Origin of the sequence: Pseudoalteromonas shioyasakiensis (assembly GCF_019134595.1) — a bacterium.
Classification (GTDB): Bacteria; Pseudomonadota; Gammaproteobacteria; order Enterobacterales; family Alteromonadaceae; genus Pseudoalteromonas; species Pseudoalteromonas shioyasakiensis_A.
Map to the genome: position 1 here is coordinate 72,752 of NZ_CP077771.1, position 17,329 is coordinate 90,080.

The window sequence follows — 17,329 nt, forward strand, 5'->3', positions numbered from 1 at the left end:
TAATAAAAAAACACACGATATCAGCACCTTGTCGAACATTAGAGGTTTTTCTAATGATGCTGATTAACACTGAATCAAATAACTTCTGTTATTGATTCGCATTAAAATAATTTTGGAGGTTATTTTAAATGTTTAAGAAAACGACATTAGCCAGCACAATTTGTATGGCCCTTTTTGGGCAATGTGTTTATGCAGCAGATGAGGCTGCAGAGCAAACACAAAACGCTCAAGCAAATGACAACAATGATTCCCTTGAAATAATTGAAGTTGTTGGGATCCGAAGCAGCTTAAATAAAGCCGTTAATATAAAGCGCCAATCAATTCAGGTTGTTGATGCGATTGTTGCTGAAGATATTGGTAAGTTTCCTGATAATAACCTTGTTGAGGCGCTACAACGTGTAACGGGTGTACAGGTAACAGACCGCGCATCGGGTGAAGTAAATACTGTTACAATCCGTGGCTTAACCGATGTTACAACAACAATTAATGGCCGCGAAATGTTCACCGCAGCAGGGCGTCAACTTGCTGTTGCAGATATACCTGCAGCACTACTTGAAAGTGTAGAAGTTTACAAAACACGAAATGCCAGCCAATTAGCGAGCGGTATTGCGGGACAACTTAATGTTCGCACCCAACGCCCATTTAATTTTGAAGGCTCAAAGGTTGTGGTCAATGCCCGTGGCGTATATCAAGACCAATCTGAAGAAACAGATCCAATAGTGAGTGTGCTTGCCAGCAATCGTTGGGAGTCATCTGTTGGTGATGTAGGCGCATTAATTAACCTTTCATTTGCTAGCACCAGCTACCGAGATGAAAATAGTGCACCAGGTGGCTTCGTACCATTTAGAGCTGATAACTTAAATCGCATTTACCCATGGCCAACTGGCCTTGAACACGGTATGGACAGAACGCCAGGGGCAACCATGTATGACCCTGCAACTGACAGTGAGGTTGAGTACTATCTAAGTCGTGACGCATTAAACCAGTCAGATCTAACTGGTAAACGTGAACGCCCAGCAGTAAACCTGTCATTTCAATGGGCACCAAATGATACATCAGAGTATATTTTCGAAGCATTTTACAATGGCTACCGCAACGAAAGTAATAACCACCTACTATTCTCATACGCAGATTCTTCACGGGTAGAAACCGTGACACAACCAGTCTTGTTTGAAGGCACAAATGTAATCAAATCTCGTGCTTGGGGTGATTCAGGTGCATTTACCAGCGGCGACTTTTCTAAGAGCCAAACTGATAGCTACATGTTTGCATTAGGTGGTAAATGGGCGCTATCTGAAGATGCAACACTAAAATCTGAGCTAGTCTATCAAACAAGTAAATATGAACGTGAGTTTGTTGCTATGCAGGCAAACACTCGTTTTCCATTTGTCATGGCAGACTTCAACCATGAAGACGGCATCATGGCATGGACTGTTTACGATGAAGAGTTTGGTACTCCACTTGATTTAACCGATCCAAGCTTATGGACCACCAGTACCATGTTCGACAACGGCGGTGAAGATAATGGTGATGGCTTAACATTCACGCTTGACCTCGACTTCTATGTTGACTGGGGTATCTTTACAAAAGGTAAAGCAGGTGTTCGTTATGATAAACGTACAGCTGATAGCAGCAGTCGTGATTCTAATCGATTCAACCCTATTGCATTGGCATCTCTAGGCTCAGATGCGCACTACGTAAATAGTGATTTCTTTGATGGGAAAAGTGACTTGCCGAGATCATGGGTTGCCTTTAATGCAAAAAATTTATGGCAAAACCGTGCAGAGTATCGCGATACGTTTAATTTCTACGATAGCGCCGATGGCGAGCGTCGAATGACACTACAAAAGAACTTCGATATCGACCAAACTTCATGGGCTGCGTATGTACAAAGCCAATTTGAAACACAGCTTTTTGGTAATCGATTAGACGGTGATATTGGTCTTCGCTATACCTACGCAGGCGCTGACATGGACTTTTACCACTGGGATGGAGAAGTTGGTGGCATAGTACAAAGTACTGGCCGAAATAGTAGCGCAAAATTTTTGCCTAACTTAACGCTACGCTACCATTTAAGTGATGATTTAATAACTCGTTTTGCTTATACGCAAACCTTACGCCGCCCAGAGTTTGGCCAATTAAATAGTTTTATTAATTTACGCCCAGACACTACAAACGTTGGCTATGGCAACGCAAGCGGTGGTAATCAAAGCCTACGCCCAGTTGAATCTACGAACTATGACTTCTCACTAGAATACTACTTTAATGAAGGTAGCTCAGCGTATGCGACCTACTTCTACAGAGATATTGAAGGATTTGTTTTTGATTCATTACGCCAAGCTCAATTTCCAAACCCAGAAACTGGTGAGATGGAAGATTATATACTTTCTCAACCTGGCAACACCTCCAATGGTGTTCTTAAAGGCGTTGAAGTTGGCCTAATTTACTTCCCTGAATCTGTCCCGCAGTGGTTAGATGGTATTGGCCTTCAAGCAAGTGGTACCTTCTTAGATTCGGATCAAGACATTCCAATCTTTAGCAACGAAGGTGAGTTAACAGGATACACAAACAGAAGCGTATTTGGTGTATCAGATACCTCTTATAGTGGTGTATTAATTTATGAACGAGAAAATTTCAGCACTCGCCTCTCTTACGTTTGGCGTGACTCATTCTTAAATCGCTATGGCTCAGGTCGTTTCGCGCATCCACGAGGAGTTTATCGTCGACCAGAACAAAGTTTAGACTTCCAAGTAAGTTACGATGTCACTGAAGACTTAGTTGTGACATTTGATGCTACAAACCTAACAGATGAGGTTTATCGTCAATACTACGAACTACCAACTGTTCTAAACGACTCAGCGTCTATTTATAGCCGTACATTCGGCTTAGGATTCCGCTATAGCTTCTAACTAAGTTTAGCAAAACCAAGGAAGGTTTATTTGATTTCCCCATCAAGTTAGAAAATAAAGCACTGTACCTTCAGGGTCGGTGCTTTTTTTCATTTCAGATAGACTAGATTTATCTACGCGCAACAGCATTGCCACCGGTGGCAATGTTTGCTAAAGTTGTTTGCATAAATAGCAGTCTTCGGCCATTAAAAAACAACTAACGTGCCTAAGTTACTCACTGCTAATTAAGTTTAGTCGTTACACATTTAAATTTTGCCACCGCTGGCAACGCAAGATTTTGAGGAACCTTATGTCAATTAAATCACAGCCGCTTTCACTTCACCCTGATAGGCTATTTTCGAGTGACCCGGCAATTGTTAGTGTTGCCCGAGAGCTTTATGAAGAAATAAAAGATCTTCCTATAGTCAGCCCACATGGCCATACAGACCCAAAGTGGTTTAATAAAAACCCTAACTTTGGCAACGCCACTGAACTATTTATAAAACCAGATCATTATGTATTTAGAATGCTTTACAGCCAAGGTATTGATTTAACCGAGCTTGGTATTCCTGAGCATGGTATCGATGGCGATTTAACACGATCAAAAAATGCAGATCCAAAAAAAGCTTGGCAGATTTTTGCAGACAACTATTACCTATTTTCAGGCACACCAAGTGGCTATTGGTTAGATGCCGTTTTTTATGATGTATTTGGTTTTAAAGAAAAGCTTAACTCTGAAAACGCACAACAATACTACGATAAAATCACCGCTGAACTTGCAACAGATGCTTATAAACCACAAGCATTAATGGATCGCTTTAATATAGAGCTCATAGCAACAACTGAAGGTGCATTAGATTCACTTGATCATCATAAAGAGATGGCTGAAACGGCCATGGCCAAACGAGTTATAACCACATTTAGGCCTGATGATGTTGTGGATGCGAGCCGAGAAGACTTTACTGACAATCTCGCTAAGCTTGGTGAGTTAACAGATCAAGATACCAGTACTTGGCAAGGTTATTTAGAAGCAGTTCGCATTCGTCGCGCTTACTTTAAAAAAGAAGGTCGAGCAACTGCAACCGACCATGGTCACCCCAGTGCGATTACGGCTGATCTATCACTATCTGAATGTGAAGCATTATTTAAAAAATGCCGCACAGGTAACGCAACAGAACAAGAGCAAGAGCTATTTCGTGGCCAAATGCTAACGGAGCTGGCAGGTATGAGTATTGAAGATGGCCTTGTGATGCAAATTCATCCTGGCGCACATCGTAATCATAACCAACCAATTTTCAATCAATTTGGACGTGATAAAGGCGCAGATATTCCAAGCCAAACCGAATATGTTAATGCGCTTAAACCACTTTTAAGCAAATATGGTAATCATCCAAAGTTAAAAATCATTTTATTTACCTTGGATGAAACGACTTACAGTCGTGAGCTGGCACCGCTTGCTGGTCACTACCCTAGTTTAAAACTTGGTCCGGCATGGTGGTTCCATGATAGCCCTGCAGGCATGCTGCGTTTTCGTCAGCAAACAACTGAAACCGCAGGTTTCTATAATACGGTCGGTTTTAATGATGACACGCGAGCTTTTCTATCGATTCCAGCAAGGCATGATGTAGCACGCCGAGTTGATTGCCGCTACTTAGCAGAGCTTGTTACAAATCATCAAATAACGATTGAAACTGCCCACGAGCTTGCTTATCAACTGACTTACGGGTTGGTTAAAAAAGCGTATAACTTATAAAAATCTAGCACGGCATTTTTGACATAATGTCGTGCTTACTCAGGAACTCGAGATGTTGATTCGCGTGTCACCAAATGTGGCGTTACTGTTTTTGGCATAGGTAGTTTGTCTTGATTACCACGAGAGCGATTAATCAACTTTTGTACGGCTAAGCATGCCATATTAAATACAGGTCGGCGTATTGTTGTCAGCGATGGAATGATCCGAGATGCAAGAATATTGTCATCGAACCCCGCGACCGATAACTGTTCTGGCACTTTAATGCCTTGGTTGTTAGCCACACGGAGCACTGCTGCGGCCATCTCATCATTATTAGCAACGATTGCTGTTGGCCTAGGTTGTTTGTTTAACAACTCCCTAGCGCACTCTAAACCACTGTCGTAACTATTTTTGCCTTCAACAATATATTCTGCGGGTAAATTTACATCATAAACCTGCAATTCAGCTAAAAAGCCAGCTAAACGCTCTATTGATGAACGATAATTTTGTGGGCCAGAAATAAAGCCAATGTCCTGATGGCCTAATTCGACTAAATGGTCTGCCATATCACGCATTGCTGCACGCTCGTCAGATACAACAATATTATCAGCGTCATCCAAATCAACTGATGCAAGCCTTACGTATGGACAATCAACATCTCTTAAAGCTGCAGCGAGCTCTTTGTTTTCTGACACCGGAGGCAAGATAATGACGCCATCTAATTTTGAACGAGAAATAAAGCGCAAGCAGTCATCAACAAAATCTTCGCGTTTTGCAGAACCTGGGTGTACCACTAACTCGTAGCCTAATTCAGCACAGACACTCAATGCACCTCGTTGCACTTCATCAATATAGAGTGCATCAGGGTTATCATAAATTAGCCCTAACAAATACGAACGGCTTGAGGCTAAACCCCTGGCTTGCTTATCTGGCGAGAAGCCTGTTTGCTTTATTATCTCAAGCACTTTTTCACGTGTTGCTTCACCTACCGCAGGTGAGCTGTTTATCACACGCGAAACGGTACGTTTTGATACCCCCGATAAGCGGGCAATATCATTAATTGTCACTGACATAGAAGATTCCGAAATAACTAACTTAGCTATAGTAGCACCAAGCTTTTATCCATAAAAGCTGTTAACTCTAGCAAAGCAATTGTTTTTATTAATCAATCAACCCTAGTAAGCGAGGTAAAAACTCACTTATGGCAGGTAAATAGGTCACCAACATAAGCACCATAAACATCACACAATACAAAGGAAGCATTGGCTTAATGATTTTATGAAGCGAAGTTTTTGCTACTGCGCAGCTGACAAACAATACACTACCAACCGGCGGCGATACCAAACCGATTGATAAATTAAGCACTATCATTACCCCGAATTGCACCGGTGACATGCCAAACTGTGCTGCAACGGGCAAAAAAATTGGAGTAAATATAAGCACAGCAGGTGTCATATCGATAAAGGCACCCACTAATATTAAAATGAGATTGATTAATAACAAAATTAGTAATGGGTTATCACTTAAGGTTAAGAAAAATTGACTCACCATTTGCGGAATATGTGAATATGATAAAACCCACGACATCGCACTAGAAGCGGCAATGATGAGCATCACGATTGCCGTAGTCTCACAGGCTTTTAGTAATAGTTTAGGCAACTCATCTAGCGATAATTCTCTATACACAAAAACAGCTAAAACCAGTGCATATAATACAGCGACAGCCCCTGCTTCTGTGGCTGTGAATACACCTCCTATGATACCGCCAATAACTATAATGATGAGTAGCAAACTAGGGATGGCTGCAATCACTTTTTCTAAAACTAAAGCAAGTGGTAAACGAGCTGCTACGGGGTAGTTGTTTTTTAAAGAATAGATGGCGCAAACCAACATCAGTGTTAAGCCCAGCAAAATACCTGGTAAATACCCTGCAACAAACAGTGCCGCAATCGACACACCACCACTTGCTATAGCATAAATAATTAAGATGTTACTTGGCGGTATTAGCATACCCGTGGTTGCTGCGCTGGCCGTAACCGCAGCGGCGAAGTTTTCACTGTAACCGTGCTTTTTCATTTCTGGCACCATAAAGCTGCCTATCGCCGATGTGGCCGCCACTGCAGAACCAGAAATTGCGCCAAACATCATACAAGACATCACATTGACCAGCGCTAGACCGCCCGGTAAAAAACCGACCATAGCCATAGCTGATTCAATTAAACGTCTAGCAATGCCCCCCTGCCCCATGATCAGACCCGATAGAATAAAAAACGGAATGGCCAGTAGTGCAAAGCTGTCTATTCCCCCTATCATTTGCTGCGCAATGGTCGTTGCCGCAGGGGTAAAATCCATGTGCAAAACCAGTGCTAACAACGTCGACAGAGCAATACTAATCGAGATCGGAACATTGATTAGCAGCAGTGTGAAAAAGCAAACAAGCAACAAGATGGCTGTCATGTCCATTATTCTTGCTCCTGTGTTTGTCTAAAAAAATAAATGATATTTTCAATGCAATTAAATGTGATGAGTACGCCGCTAATTGGCAAAGCAGCGTAAATAAACCCCATATTGATCCCCAGTGCAGCTGAACGCTGATCTAATGCAAAGCTTAAGTTCATCAACATACCGCCTCCATAAACTAATAGGCTGAGCGCGGTAATAAGTACTGAAAACTCGATTAAAAATGAACACTTACGACGTAACGTTGGAATCATCTTTTGATAGAAAAGATCAAGCCCTAGGTGTGCTCGGGTTCGATAGGCATACGAAGCACCTAAAACGCCAATCCACATAAGTAAAAAGCGAGCGAGCTCTTCAGTGTAAGAGTTAGGAGACCGTAAAATAAAGCGTGAGAACACCTGCCAACTAACGACTGCAACAATGGCAAACATCGCAACAATTAATACCCATTCAATGAGCTGATTTATTTTCGCGTTAAACTCTTTCATAACGCCTCCTGCATCGCTTTTATTGCCGCAATTTGTGCGGCGATAGGCGTGCCTTTGAATGAGGCATGAAAAGGGGCTACTTTCTCTTGAAACACTTGTTTATCTGGGTAAATAACCTCAACACCTGCATCAACAACGGCTTGTAATGCCTGATCAGATGCTGATTGCCACAAACTACGTTGATAGATAACAGAATCTTGCATTGCTAACTTCAGCCAGTGTTGCTGCTGAGTCGTTAATTGCTGCCAAACCTTTTGACTAGCAACTACGATGTCAGGCACAAAAGTGTGTTCATCTAGGGTGTAATATTTCGCAATTTCATAATGACGAGATAGGTAATAGCTAGGCGGGTTATTTTCTGCACCATCGACAACACCTTGTTGCAGCGCAGAATAAAGTTCCCCCCACGCAATGGGAGTGGCAGCGCCACCTAAAGACTGCACAGTAGCAATAGCCATTGGGCTAGTTACCACTCTAATTTTGCTGCCAATTAAATCATCAGGCGTTCTAATTGCAGCATCTGTTGTGTAAAAACTGCGACTACCCGCATCATAATAACCAAGCCCTTTAAGGCGAGCTACAGCTAGGTCATCAAGCAATTTTTGCCCAAGCTGGCTATTAAGTACTTTCCAAAAGTGCTCACTATCTCTAAATAAATAAGGCACGCCAAACACTTTCATTTGAGGCACAAAGCCTTCAAGTGGACTTGACGATACTTTTGTCATCGACAAACTACCGATTTGTAATAGCTCTATTAACTCCCTTTCCGTGCCTAATTGTGCTGCGGGATAAATCACAATTTCCATCTGATTATCAGAGTAATAAGCTAAACGCTCTGCCATATACTCCATGGCTTGATGGGTAACATGGCGGCTATCTAATGTATGCGCCATTGTTAAGCGAATAACCTTGTTGTCGTCACTGCATGCACTGATAAAAAGTAAACAGCAGCAGAGAAATAGTGTGCTCAGAAGATTTTTATGCATTGTTGTGTCTTCTTTTTGTGTTCAGTTGTGTGTTCATGTTGTCTTATATAATCCTTTATCTTTCATTAAGGTACACGGCAATCCAAGCTATGACCTGCGTAACCATTTAAAAATTTATGTGAGTTTTAAATGGATAGCTATAAACAAACGTTAATTGTATTACTTATTTGTTAAAGGCCAGTTTTGACTACCGGTAGCAAATTGTCAAATCTTATTTGCCACCGGTGGCAAAATTAACTACTATGTTCTGCAATACACTGTAACAATGCTAAGAGCGGGCACATAAATGCAAACTTTAAATCGTAAAAACTTTAATAAAAACAAATATCCAACGAGTATAATGCAGTTTGGAGAAGGCAATTTTTTACGTGCATTTGTCGATTGGCAAATAGATAAGCTTAACGAACAAACAGGTTTAAATGCCGGTGTTGCTATCATCAGACCCATCGACTACGACTCGCTGCCGCTTCTTAATACACAGGATGGCTTATATACCTGTATTATTCGTGGTATCAATGAGCAAAACAAACCTGTTTCTGAGCAACGTATTATCAGTTGCGTTAACGAAGAAATCCCTGTTTACAAACAATTTGACAACTATTTAAAGCTTGCCGAGAACAGTGACCTTAAAGTCATTTTTTCGAATACTACAGAAGCCGGCATTGAATACATTCCTGATGACAAGTTATCTGATACACCTGCAAAGGCATTTCCTGCAAAACTAACGCAATGGTTATTTCACCGCTTCAAGCACTTTAATGGTGCAAGCAGCAGTGGCATGATCATAATCCCTTGCGAACTTATTGATTATAATGGCGAAAAGCTTAAAGAGATTGTATTGCAGTACAGTCAGTTATGGGATTTACCAAGCGAGTTTGTGAACTGGCTTAACGAGCACAATCATTTTTGTTCATCCCTCGTTGATCGTATTGTGACGGGATTTCCGCGCGATGAGCATCAAGCTTTACAGCAACAATGCGGTTATTACGACAATTTCATGGTAACAGCAGAATACTTTCATTTATTTGTAATACAAGGGCCACAGCATTTAGCTGATGTATTACACCTTGAAGGAAGCGACTTAAACATTAAAGTTGTTGACGATATCGCGCCTTATAAGCAACGAAAAGTGGCTATTTTGAACGGTGCACATACCGCTATGGTTCCACTTGCCTATATGGCAAATATTGATTCGGTTGGCGAGGCTCTCGCTTCACCTCTGCTTGAAAAATACGTTACTAAACTGATATTTGATGAAATCATCCCTACTCTATCCTTGCCTAAGGAAGAGTTACAGGTTTTCGCTAATGACGTATTAAACCGCTTTAGAAACCCTTACATATGTCACCTACTGATGTCTATTTCATTAAATAGTATGACTAAATTCAAAACACGCTTGTTACCTCAATTAGAGCAATATATTAGCAACAACAAAACTGTACCACCGCTCATCGCAACAGCCATAGCTGGGCAAATATTGTTTTATCGTGGCGAGCGAAATGGCGACAAAATTGAATTAGCCGACAGTCCAAAGTGGTTGGCTTTATTCAACGAGCAATGGCAACAACATCAGCAAGGATCAATAACAACCTATGAGCTAGTAAGCTCAGTGTTAGCTGCAAACTGGCATTGGGATAAAGATTTAAATGACGTCGTAGGCCTTACAGATAAAGTGACTGAACAACTAAGTCTAATGCTATCAAGCTCAGTTGAACAAACGCTTGTTAACTTATTGGAGTCATAAGCATGAGCAGACTATTACGACTTCATAATACTGATGATGTAGCAATTGCCTTACAGCCAATCAATGCAAATGAAAGAATCGAATTTGAAGGCTTTTCTTTTACAGCATTAGAAGACATAGATAAGGGTCATAAAGTTGCGCTTAAGCCGATTGCTAAGGGTGAGCGGGTCATTAAATATGGCGCCCCAATTGGTTTTGCACTTGAAGATATTAATCCTGGCGCATGGGTACACACACATTGCATCAAAACAACGTTGCATGATGAATTAACATACCAATATCAGCCAGAGTTCGTTGCACAAGCCCCCGAGGAGCCATCACCGGAGGTTAATATTTACCGTCGTGCCAATGGTGAGATTGGTATTCGCAACGAGATATGGTTGATCCCAACCGTTGGCTGCGTGAATGGCATGATCAAACAAATGAAAGATGAGTTTTTACGTAACCATGCTGATCTTGAAATTGATGGCGTACACATATTTCCACATCAATTTGGCTGCTCTCAGTTAGGCGATGATTTAGAAACCACAAAAGTTTTATTGCAAGATATGGCCTTACACCCTAATGCCGGTGGCGCGTTAATCGTTGGTCTAGGTTGCGAAAATAACCAATTAGCTGCTTTTAAAGCGGGTTTAGGTGAAATAGACGAATCACGAATTAAGTTTTTAATTTCACAACACTCTGATGATGAAGTTGAAGATGGCGTAGCTCTGCTAGAAGAAATCTACAGCGTCGTTAAACACGATAAGCGAGAAACCGGCAAGCTCAGTGAAGTAAAATTTGGCCTTGAGTGTGGAGGCAGTGATGGCCTATCTGGGATCACAGCCAACCCTATGCTTGGCTACTTCTCTGATTACTTAATTGCTCAAGGAGGCACGACAGTCCTGACGGAAGTCCCCGAAATGTTTGGTGCAGAGACATTACTCATGTCTCGCTGTAAAGATGAAGAAACCTTTAATCAACTTGTCAGCATGATTAATAACTTTAAAGGTTATTACAAAGCACACAATCAGCCTATTTACGAAAACCCTTCTCCTGGCAATAAAAAAGGCGGAATTAGTACATTAGAAGATAAGTCGTTGGGTTGTACACAAAAGGCTGGCACAAGCAAAGTACAGGCTGTGCTTGAGTATGGTGAACGCTTAAGTGTCGCTGGTTTAAATTTACTTAATGCACCGGGTAATGATCCCATTGCCACCAGCGCACTTGCCGCTGCAGGCTGTCATATTGTGTTATTCACAACCGGTCGAGGTACGCCTTATGGTGGCTTTGTGCCGACTTTAAAAATTGCTACTAACTCAGAGCTGGCAAATAAAAAAACGCGCTGGATAGACTTTGATGCAGGTGTGCTAGTCAGCGGTAAAAGCATGCCTGAAGTACATCAGGAATTTGTCGACTTATTAGTTGAGGTAGTAAACGGTAAGCCAACCTGTAACGAAATAAATGATATTCGTGAAGTCGCTATTTGGAAAAAAGGAGTCACTCTGTAATGCAGGCTAAAAAAGTCGCCATTATTGGAGAATGTATGGTGGAATTGTCTGGCGAGCTGTTCACAGCCATGCAACAAAACTTTGGTGGTGACACCATGAACACCGCAATTTACCTAAAGAAATTAGCAGGCGAAAAAGTTGATGTATGTTACTTCACTGCCATGGGTGAAGATATATTAAGCCAAGCTATGATAGCTCGTTGGCAGGATTATCAAATAAATTGCGACTTTGTTCTAAAAGATAAGCAAAGACATGCTGGCCTTTATATGATTCAAACAGATCAACATGGCGAGCGTTCTTTTCAATATTGGCGCAATAATTCTGCAGCAAAATACCTTGTTCAGCAGCCCAAATTTTATAATATCATCAATAAATTAACTGAGTTTGATGCTGTTTATTTATCAGGCATTAGTTTGGCAATTTTGCCCCCAGATGATTGCTATGCATTACTTAACGAGCTAACCAACTTAAAGCGCGCAGGTGTAAAAATTATTTATGATAGCAATCACAGACCTTTGTTATGGCAATCGGTACAATACTGTCAGGATATTAATAAGCGGATGGCGCAATTAGCCGACCTGGCTTTGGTAACGTTTGATGATGAAGCACTGATTTGGAGTTGCAAAGATATTTCAGCTTGTAGAGAGTGGCTTCATGAATTAGGCGTGAAAGAACTTGTAATTAAAGATGGTGGAAATGGATGCCAATACAGTACGTTAGAGCAGCAAAATGCAACACATTACCCTACCAATAAAATTAATAAAGTCATTGATACAACAGCGGCAGGAGATGCATTTAATGCTGGTTTTTTATCGGCTTGGCTGCAGGATCAGGCTATTGAAAAATGCGCAAAACAAGGAAATTATATTGCTGGGCAAGTCATTCAGCACTACGGTGCTATCGTTGAGATAACAACCTAAGTTTTACTAAAATAAGGTTTAACCACCAATTAAATTAGTGGTTAAACCTGCAAATGCGAATAACTTAATAATTATTTAAAAGTTAAAGCCTAGAGAAACCCAATAACGTCGACCATCTTCAACATATCCGTATTCATCTTCAGTGATTTCTTTATCAAACAGATTATAAACACCAAATCCTAACTTAATGCTGCGGCTTAAATCGTAGTTACCACCAATATCAGCCAAGGTGTAATCTGGCGCAATCAGACTGTCTTGCGATGGGCCTGTTGTCGGCTGGCTTTCTTCGCCGCGGTAATGAACACGCAGCCAGGTACCTAGCTTATCAACCGGGCGCCAATTAACTGAAGTTTGTAAAATATGCTTAGGTAATTGGTTAAGTGGGCTTCCTTTGTATTCACCGGTTTTTTGCTCAGAATCGGTGTAAGTATAATTAGCACTTACATCAAGCTCACTGGTAATGTCGTAAGATACTGATAACTCAAAGCCTTGCGTAACGGCTTCATCCACATTGACATAGGTCGTTGGCATCGAACCAAACTGGTTTGGTCCATCAGTACACTGGGTGAGTGGGCACGAAATACGGGTAATTTTATCTTCAAACTCGTTGTAAAAAACTGTGCTTGAAAGCGATAAATCACGGCTGGCATCATAGTAGATACCCATTTCGTAGTTTACTGATTTTTCAGGACTTAAATCTGGGTTACCGTAAATATTACCACCTCGGCTCACTTGCCCCCAAGCTGCGGTAGATTGACGAATATTCGGCGCTCTAAAGCCTGTTGAGATACCGCCTTTAACAGTCAACGACTTAGTTGCTGTATACACACCATATAAACGCGGGCTGAAATGGCCCGAAAAATTGCCATCATGATCATAACGAAGACCGGTAGTGAGTTTAAACTGCTTAGTTGCGGCCCACTCATCTTCTGCAAATACTGACCACTGCTCGTTCTCAACATGTGTTAAGTCACTAATGCGGTTACTGGTGTAATCGTCTAGCTCTTCTTTTAAATATGACGCACCAAATGCAGCATTATGATTGGTAAAAGGTAAAGTCCAGCTGGTTTGCGCATCGGTATTTTCGACGTACATTTCACGAGAGGTATTATCGAATTTATCGTACTTTAAGTAACTGCGTGATGAGCCAAAGTCATAAAAACCATTATGACTTAATGAGTAGCTTTCTTGGTCATACTCTGTGGTTGATGACTCAGGGCAGCCATTACGGCCACAGCTTTCGCCTTCAGCTAAAGGAGCAACTGTTTTGCCTAATGTTTCATCGAGTTTTTGTTTTGCAGAGCCTACTTCAAGCATAATTTCATGGCTATCAGAGGGCGTTAAGATAAACTTAGCTTTGATATTGCTTTGCTCTTTACCACGAAAACCGGCTTCAAAATCATCTTCGTCACGCTTTGAAAACTGGCCAGATAACTGCATACCTAATAACTCAGGAATTAAACCACCCGCAGTAAAGAAACTGCCTTGATTGATATTTCCCGAGTCACTTGATTCTTGAATCGTGCTATCTAAGCGTAGTTCACCGTACCATTTTTCTGGTGTTTTACGGGTAATAATATTGATAACACCACCGATGGCATCTGAGCCATATAGTGAAGACATAGGACCGCGAATAACCTCGATACGTTCAATCGCTGAAATAGGTGGAGTCCATGCCCCCTCTACACCTGGGCCATCACTGTTTGGGCGAGTTTCACGTGAGGTTTGGCGCTGGCCGTCAATTAAAATCAAAGTATATTGACTTGCCATCCCGCGAAGACTGATATCTTTTCTGTCGCCACCACCTGTGACAACCACACCGGGAACATCGGTCATCGCATCGGTTAGATCACGGTAAAAACGTTTTTCAAGCTGCTCACGGTCGATAACACTGATACTCGCTGGCGCCTCTTTAAGCATTTGCTCGTAACCGGAAGCCGATACAACTATTACTTCCATGTCTTGTTTTTTGTCATCAGCGTATGCAAAATGGGAAAGACCTGCTAACACAGCAGCGGTGAGTGGTAAAACAGAAGAAACAACCCTCGTCATAATAATACTCCGTGACTTTTTGTTTATAAATGATAATAATTAGCGTTTGCATACTAATGAGAAGTCCCGATTTTCACAATTTACGATTTCTTAAAACTGAATTAAGAAGGCCTGAACCATGAATTCCAAGCTGATCAAAACATTGCGTGTATTTTCTCGTACTGTTGAAACGGGCAATATGAGCAGTGCAGCTGCAGAGTTATCGATGACCACATCGGCTGTCAGCCAACACATTAAGCAATTAGAGCAAGAAATCGGGTTAAGCCTATTTAACCGCAGCCCACGCGAACTCACGTTAACCGAGGCGGGCCATCTGTATTATCAAAGCTGTTTAAAAATACTAGCTGTGGCTGATCAAGCCAGTACGCAATTGCAACAATTACAAAATAAGCCCAGTGGCGAGCTCAAATTAGTTGCGCCTGTGGGGTTTGGCGGCGGCCTATTAAGCGAGCCATTAGATCGCTTAATTAACGAGTTTGATGATTTACGTATTCAGTTAATTTTGACTGATGAGCCAATTGATATGATCAAATGCGGTGCTGACCTAGCGATTGCGATTGGCCCATTAACTGACTCTAACCTCGTTGCTCGTAAATTAGCTACTTGGCCGTTAAAGCTATGCGCTCATAAAGACCATGCAATTAGCAAACTCGATAAAGCAAGTTGGGATGACCTTGGCAACTTTGCCCGTATCGCCCACAGCAACGCCGACAGTAATGCGTTTAACCCATTAACGCTGGCAAGCAAGCCATTACCAAAAGCGAAGATCACCGTAAATAATATGCAAAGCTTAATTAAATTAGTGTGTGATGGTGTTGGCTATGGCGTGCTACCAGAGCCAGAAGTCAGGCATTTATTAAAATCGAAAGAGCTGGTTGAAATTGCACCCGAATGGGCAATGCCAAATTACACTGTTTATGCCGTAACACCAGCCAGAGACAGCTTAGCGGCAAAAACAAAAACTGCCATTGATACATTAAAATTGTGCTTTAACCATGTTTCTAAGCACGTTGAATTAGTTGATTAAGACGCTATAAGGATAATACCCATTTTCGGTATGCGGATGGGTATTATCCAAATTAAAATTAACCGAGCGCCAGCCAAACTCCCACGCACATCATAAGTGCGCCAGCAATACGGTTTAACCACTTCACATTGTCGCCTTTATCTAAAAATAGCCTTAAGCTTTTACCGCCTGTTGCGTAAATCATCATACAGATAAATTCGCTCAGCATAATAATGCCTACTAATACAGCAAGCTGTGGGGCAACCGCTAAATCAACATTAATAAACGGAGGGAGTAAAGAAATCATAAATGCCCACCCTTTTGGGTTTGCAATGGCAGTAATATAACCTTGTGAAAACAATTGCCCACGGCCAATTTGTTGCTGTGTATCATCTTTAGGTTTAAAGCTGGTTTTAGCGCGCCACATATTAAACCCTAGGTAAATTAAGTACGCGCCACCTAGGTATTTTAAAAAGGCAAATAACTCAGGGTAATTAAGCATAATACTGGCAACCCCAATCACCGCTGCAATGGCTACCGTGGCCACGCCTAACACCTCGCCGACCATCATCCACAGCGTACGTCGAATGCCCACACTCATCCCCAACGTCATGGCGAGCGTCATACACATACCAGGTGTAATAGAAACAAAGAAAAAGGTCGGAATAAAAACCGCGAGTACTGCTAAATCGAGCATAAATGCAATCACATGTTTATTGCTTAAAAAGAGAAAGCGATTAAATCACATTCACTTAAATAAGCAAACAAACACGCGATTGCTAACAGGGTTATAAAAACATACCGCCCGATGCTTCAATGCGCTGCCCAGTCACCCAACGGTTTTCATCACCGAGTAACTGCGCAATCATAGGACCAATATCATCAGCTTGGCCAACCCGTCCCATCGCTGTAAATGAACTCACTAATTGAGCAACATGCTCATTATCACGGACAGCACCGCCACCAAAATCAGTGGCAATTGCACCAGGTGCGACGACATTCACGGCAATATTGCGTGCAGCAAGCTCCTTTGCCATGTATTTGGTTAATACCTCAACGGCACCTTTCATGGTGGCGTAGGCCGCTTTTCCCGGTAATGCAAAACGTGTCAGCCCTGAAGATAAGTTAATAATACGCCCACCATCATTGATCATCTCATGCAATGTTTGCGTTAAGAAAAACACACCTTTTACATGTACATTCATCAAATTATCAAACATTGCTTCACTCGTATCAGCAAATGCACTGTCACTGCCATGACCTGCATTATTGATTAAATAATCAAATCGAGACGTTTGCCATTGTGTTGCTAAGGTACTTTCAAGTGATTGTTTAAATTCAGCAAAACCTAAAATATCGCTCACATCAAGTTGAATGGCGACCGCTTTTGCCCCCAGCGCTGCTACTTCCTCTACAACCTGCTGCGCTTCATCTTTATGGCTTCTGTAAGTAAACACGCAATCAATGTTCTTACGTGCCAAACTTAAAACTGTATTTTTACCTAAACCGCGATTACCACCTGTGATCACTGCAATTTTATTGCTCATCGTGTTTACCCTTTTG

Annotated in this window: 13 protein-coding genes; 6 read left to right on the forward strand and 7 right to left on the reverse strand. The window is 41.7% G+C overall.

What is annotated here, in order from left to right:
• Positions 1–128 precede the first annotated feature (128 nt).
• Positions 129–2,909: a TonB-dependent receptor gene (locus tag KQP93_RS17870; protein WP_217877193.1), complete on the forward strand. Its 2,781-nt coding sequence runs from the start codon at positions 129–131 to the stop codon at positions 2,907–2,909.
• A gap of 289 nt (positions 2,910–3,198) precedes the next feature.
• Positions 3,199–4,641, forward strand: coding sequence for a glucuronate isomerase (gene uxaC, locus KQP93_RS17875; protein WP_217877194.1), 1,443 nt, complete (start codon positions 3,199–3,201; stop codon positions 4,639–4,641).
• 35 nt (positions 4,642–4,676) lie between these two features.
• Here the strand turns inward: uxaC and KQP93_RS17880 are convergent, their stop codons facing one another.
• The 4 genes from KQP93_RS17880 to KQP93_RS17895 form a co-directional block, all read right to left on the reverse strand.
• Positions 4,677–5,693: a LacI family DNA-binding transcriptional regulator gene (locus tag KQP93_RS17880; protein ID WP_217877195.1), complete on the reverse strand. Its 1,017-nt coding sequence runs from the start codon at positions 5,691–5,693 to the stop codon at positions 4,677–4,679.
• A gap of 88 nt (positions 5,694–5,781) precedes the next feature.
• A complete protein-coding gene (locus KQP93_RS17885) occupies positions 5,782–7,083 on the reverse strand; it encodes a TRAP transporter large permease (RefSeq protein WP_217877196.1) in 1,302 nt (433 codons plus the stop codon).
• Positions 7,083–7,511: a TRAP transporter small permease gene (locus tag KQP93_RS17890; protein ID WP_440590170.1), complete on the reverse strand. Its 429-nt coding sequence runs from the start codon at positions 7,509–7,511 to the stop codon at positions 7,083–7,085. Before KQP93_RS17890 ends, KQP93_RS17885 begins: the two co-directional genes overlap by 1 nt.
• 53 nt (positions 7,512–7,564) lie before the next feature.
• The gene (locus tag KQP93_RS17895) at positions 7,565–8,461 is read right to left on the reverse strand and encodes a TRAP transporter substrate-binding protein (protein ID WP_369598766.1); all 897 of its coding nucleotides are present in this window, start codon (positions 8,459–8,461) and stop codon (positions 7,565–7,567) included.
• A gap of 379 nt (positions 8,462–8,840) precedes the next feature.
• Between KQP93_RS17895 and KQP93_RS17900 the strand changes: the two genes are divergently transcribed.
• Genes KQP93_RS17900 through KQP93_RS17910 form a run of 3 tightly spaced genes read left to right on the forward strand, consistent with a single transcriptional unit; the run spans position 8,841 to position 12,708 of the window.
• Positions 8,841–10,298 (forward strand): tagaturonate reductase, encoded by a 1,458-nt coding sequence (locus KQP93_RS17900; protein ID WP_217877199.1) that lies wholly within the window; start codon positions 8,841–8,843, stop codon positions 10,296–10,298.
• Between the two features lie 2 nt (positions 10,299–10,300).
• Positions 10,301–11,788 (forward strand): UxaA family hydrolase, encoded by a 1,488-nt coding sequence (locus KQP93_RS17905; protein ID WP_217877200.1) that lies wholly within the window; start codon positions 10,301–10,303, stop codon positions 11,786–11,788.
• Positions 11,788–12,708 (forward strand): sugar kinase, encoded by a 921-nt coding sequence (locus KQP93_RS17910; protein ID WP_217877201.1) that lies wholly within the window; start codon positions 11,788–11,790, stop codon positions 12,706–12,708. Before KQP93_RS17905 ends, KQP93_RS17910 begins: the two co-directional genes overlap by 1 nt.
• A 75-nt stretch (positions 12,709–12,783) precedes the next feature.
• Here KQP93_RS17910 and KQP93_RS17915 read toward each other — a convergent pair whose 3' ends face one another.
• Positions 12,784–14,760: a ligand-gated channel protein gene (locus tag KQP93_RS17915; protein WP_217877202.1), complete on the reverse strand. Its 1,977-nt coding sequence runs from the start codon at positions 14,758–14,760 to the stop codon at positions 12,784–12,786.
• Between the two features lie 118 nt (positions 14,761–14,878).
• On the opposite strand from KQP93_RS17915, the gene KQP93_RS17920 reads away from it, so the two are divergent.
• Positions 14,879–15,787, forward strand: coding sequence for a LysR family transcriptional regulator (locus tag KQP93_RS17920; RefSeq protein ID WP_217877203.1), 909 nt, complete (start codon positions 14,879–14,881; stop codon positions 15,785–15,787).
• Between the two features lie 58 nt (positions 15,788–15,845).
• Here the strand turns inward: KQP93_RS17920 and KQP93_RS17925 are convergent, their stop codons facing one another.
• Positions 15,846–16,463 (reverse strand): LysE family translocator, encoded by a 618-nt coding sequence (locus KQP93_RS17925; protein ID WP_217877456.1) that lies wholly within the window; start codon positions 16,461–16,463, stop codon positions 15,846–15,848.
• Positions 16,464–16,554: 91 nt separating this feature from the next.
• Complete coding sequence (locus tag KQP93_RS17930; RefSeq protein ID WP_217877204.1) at positions 16,555–17,313, reverse strand: SDR family NAD(P)-dependent oxidoreductase; 759 nt, start codon at positions 17,311–17,313, stop codon at positions 16,555–16,557.
• Between the last annotated feature and the right edge of the window lie 16 nt (positions 17,314–17,329).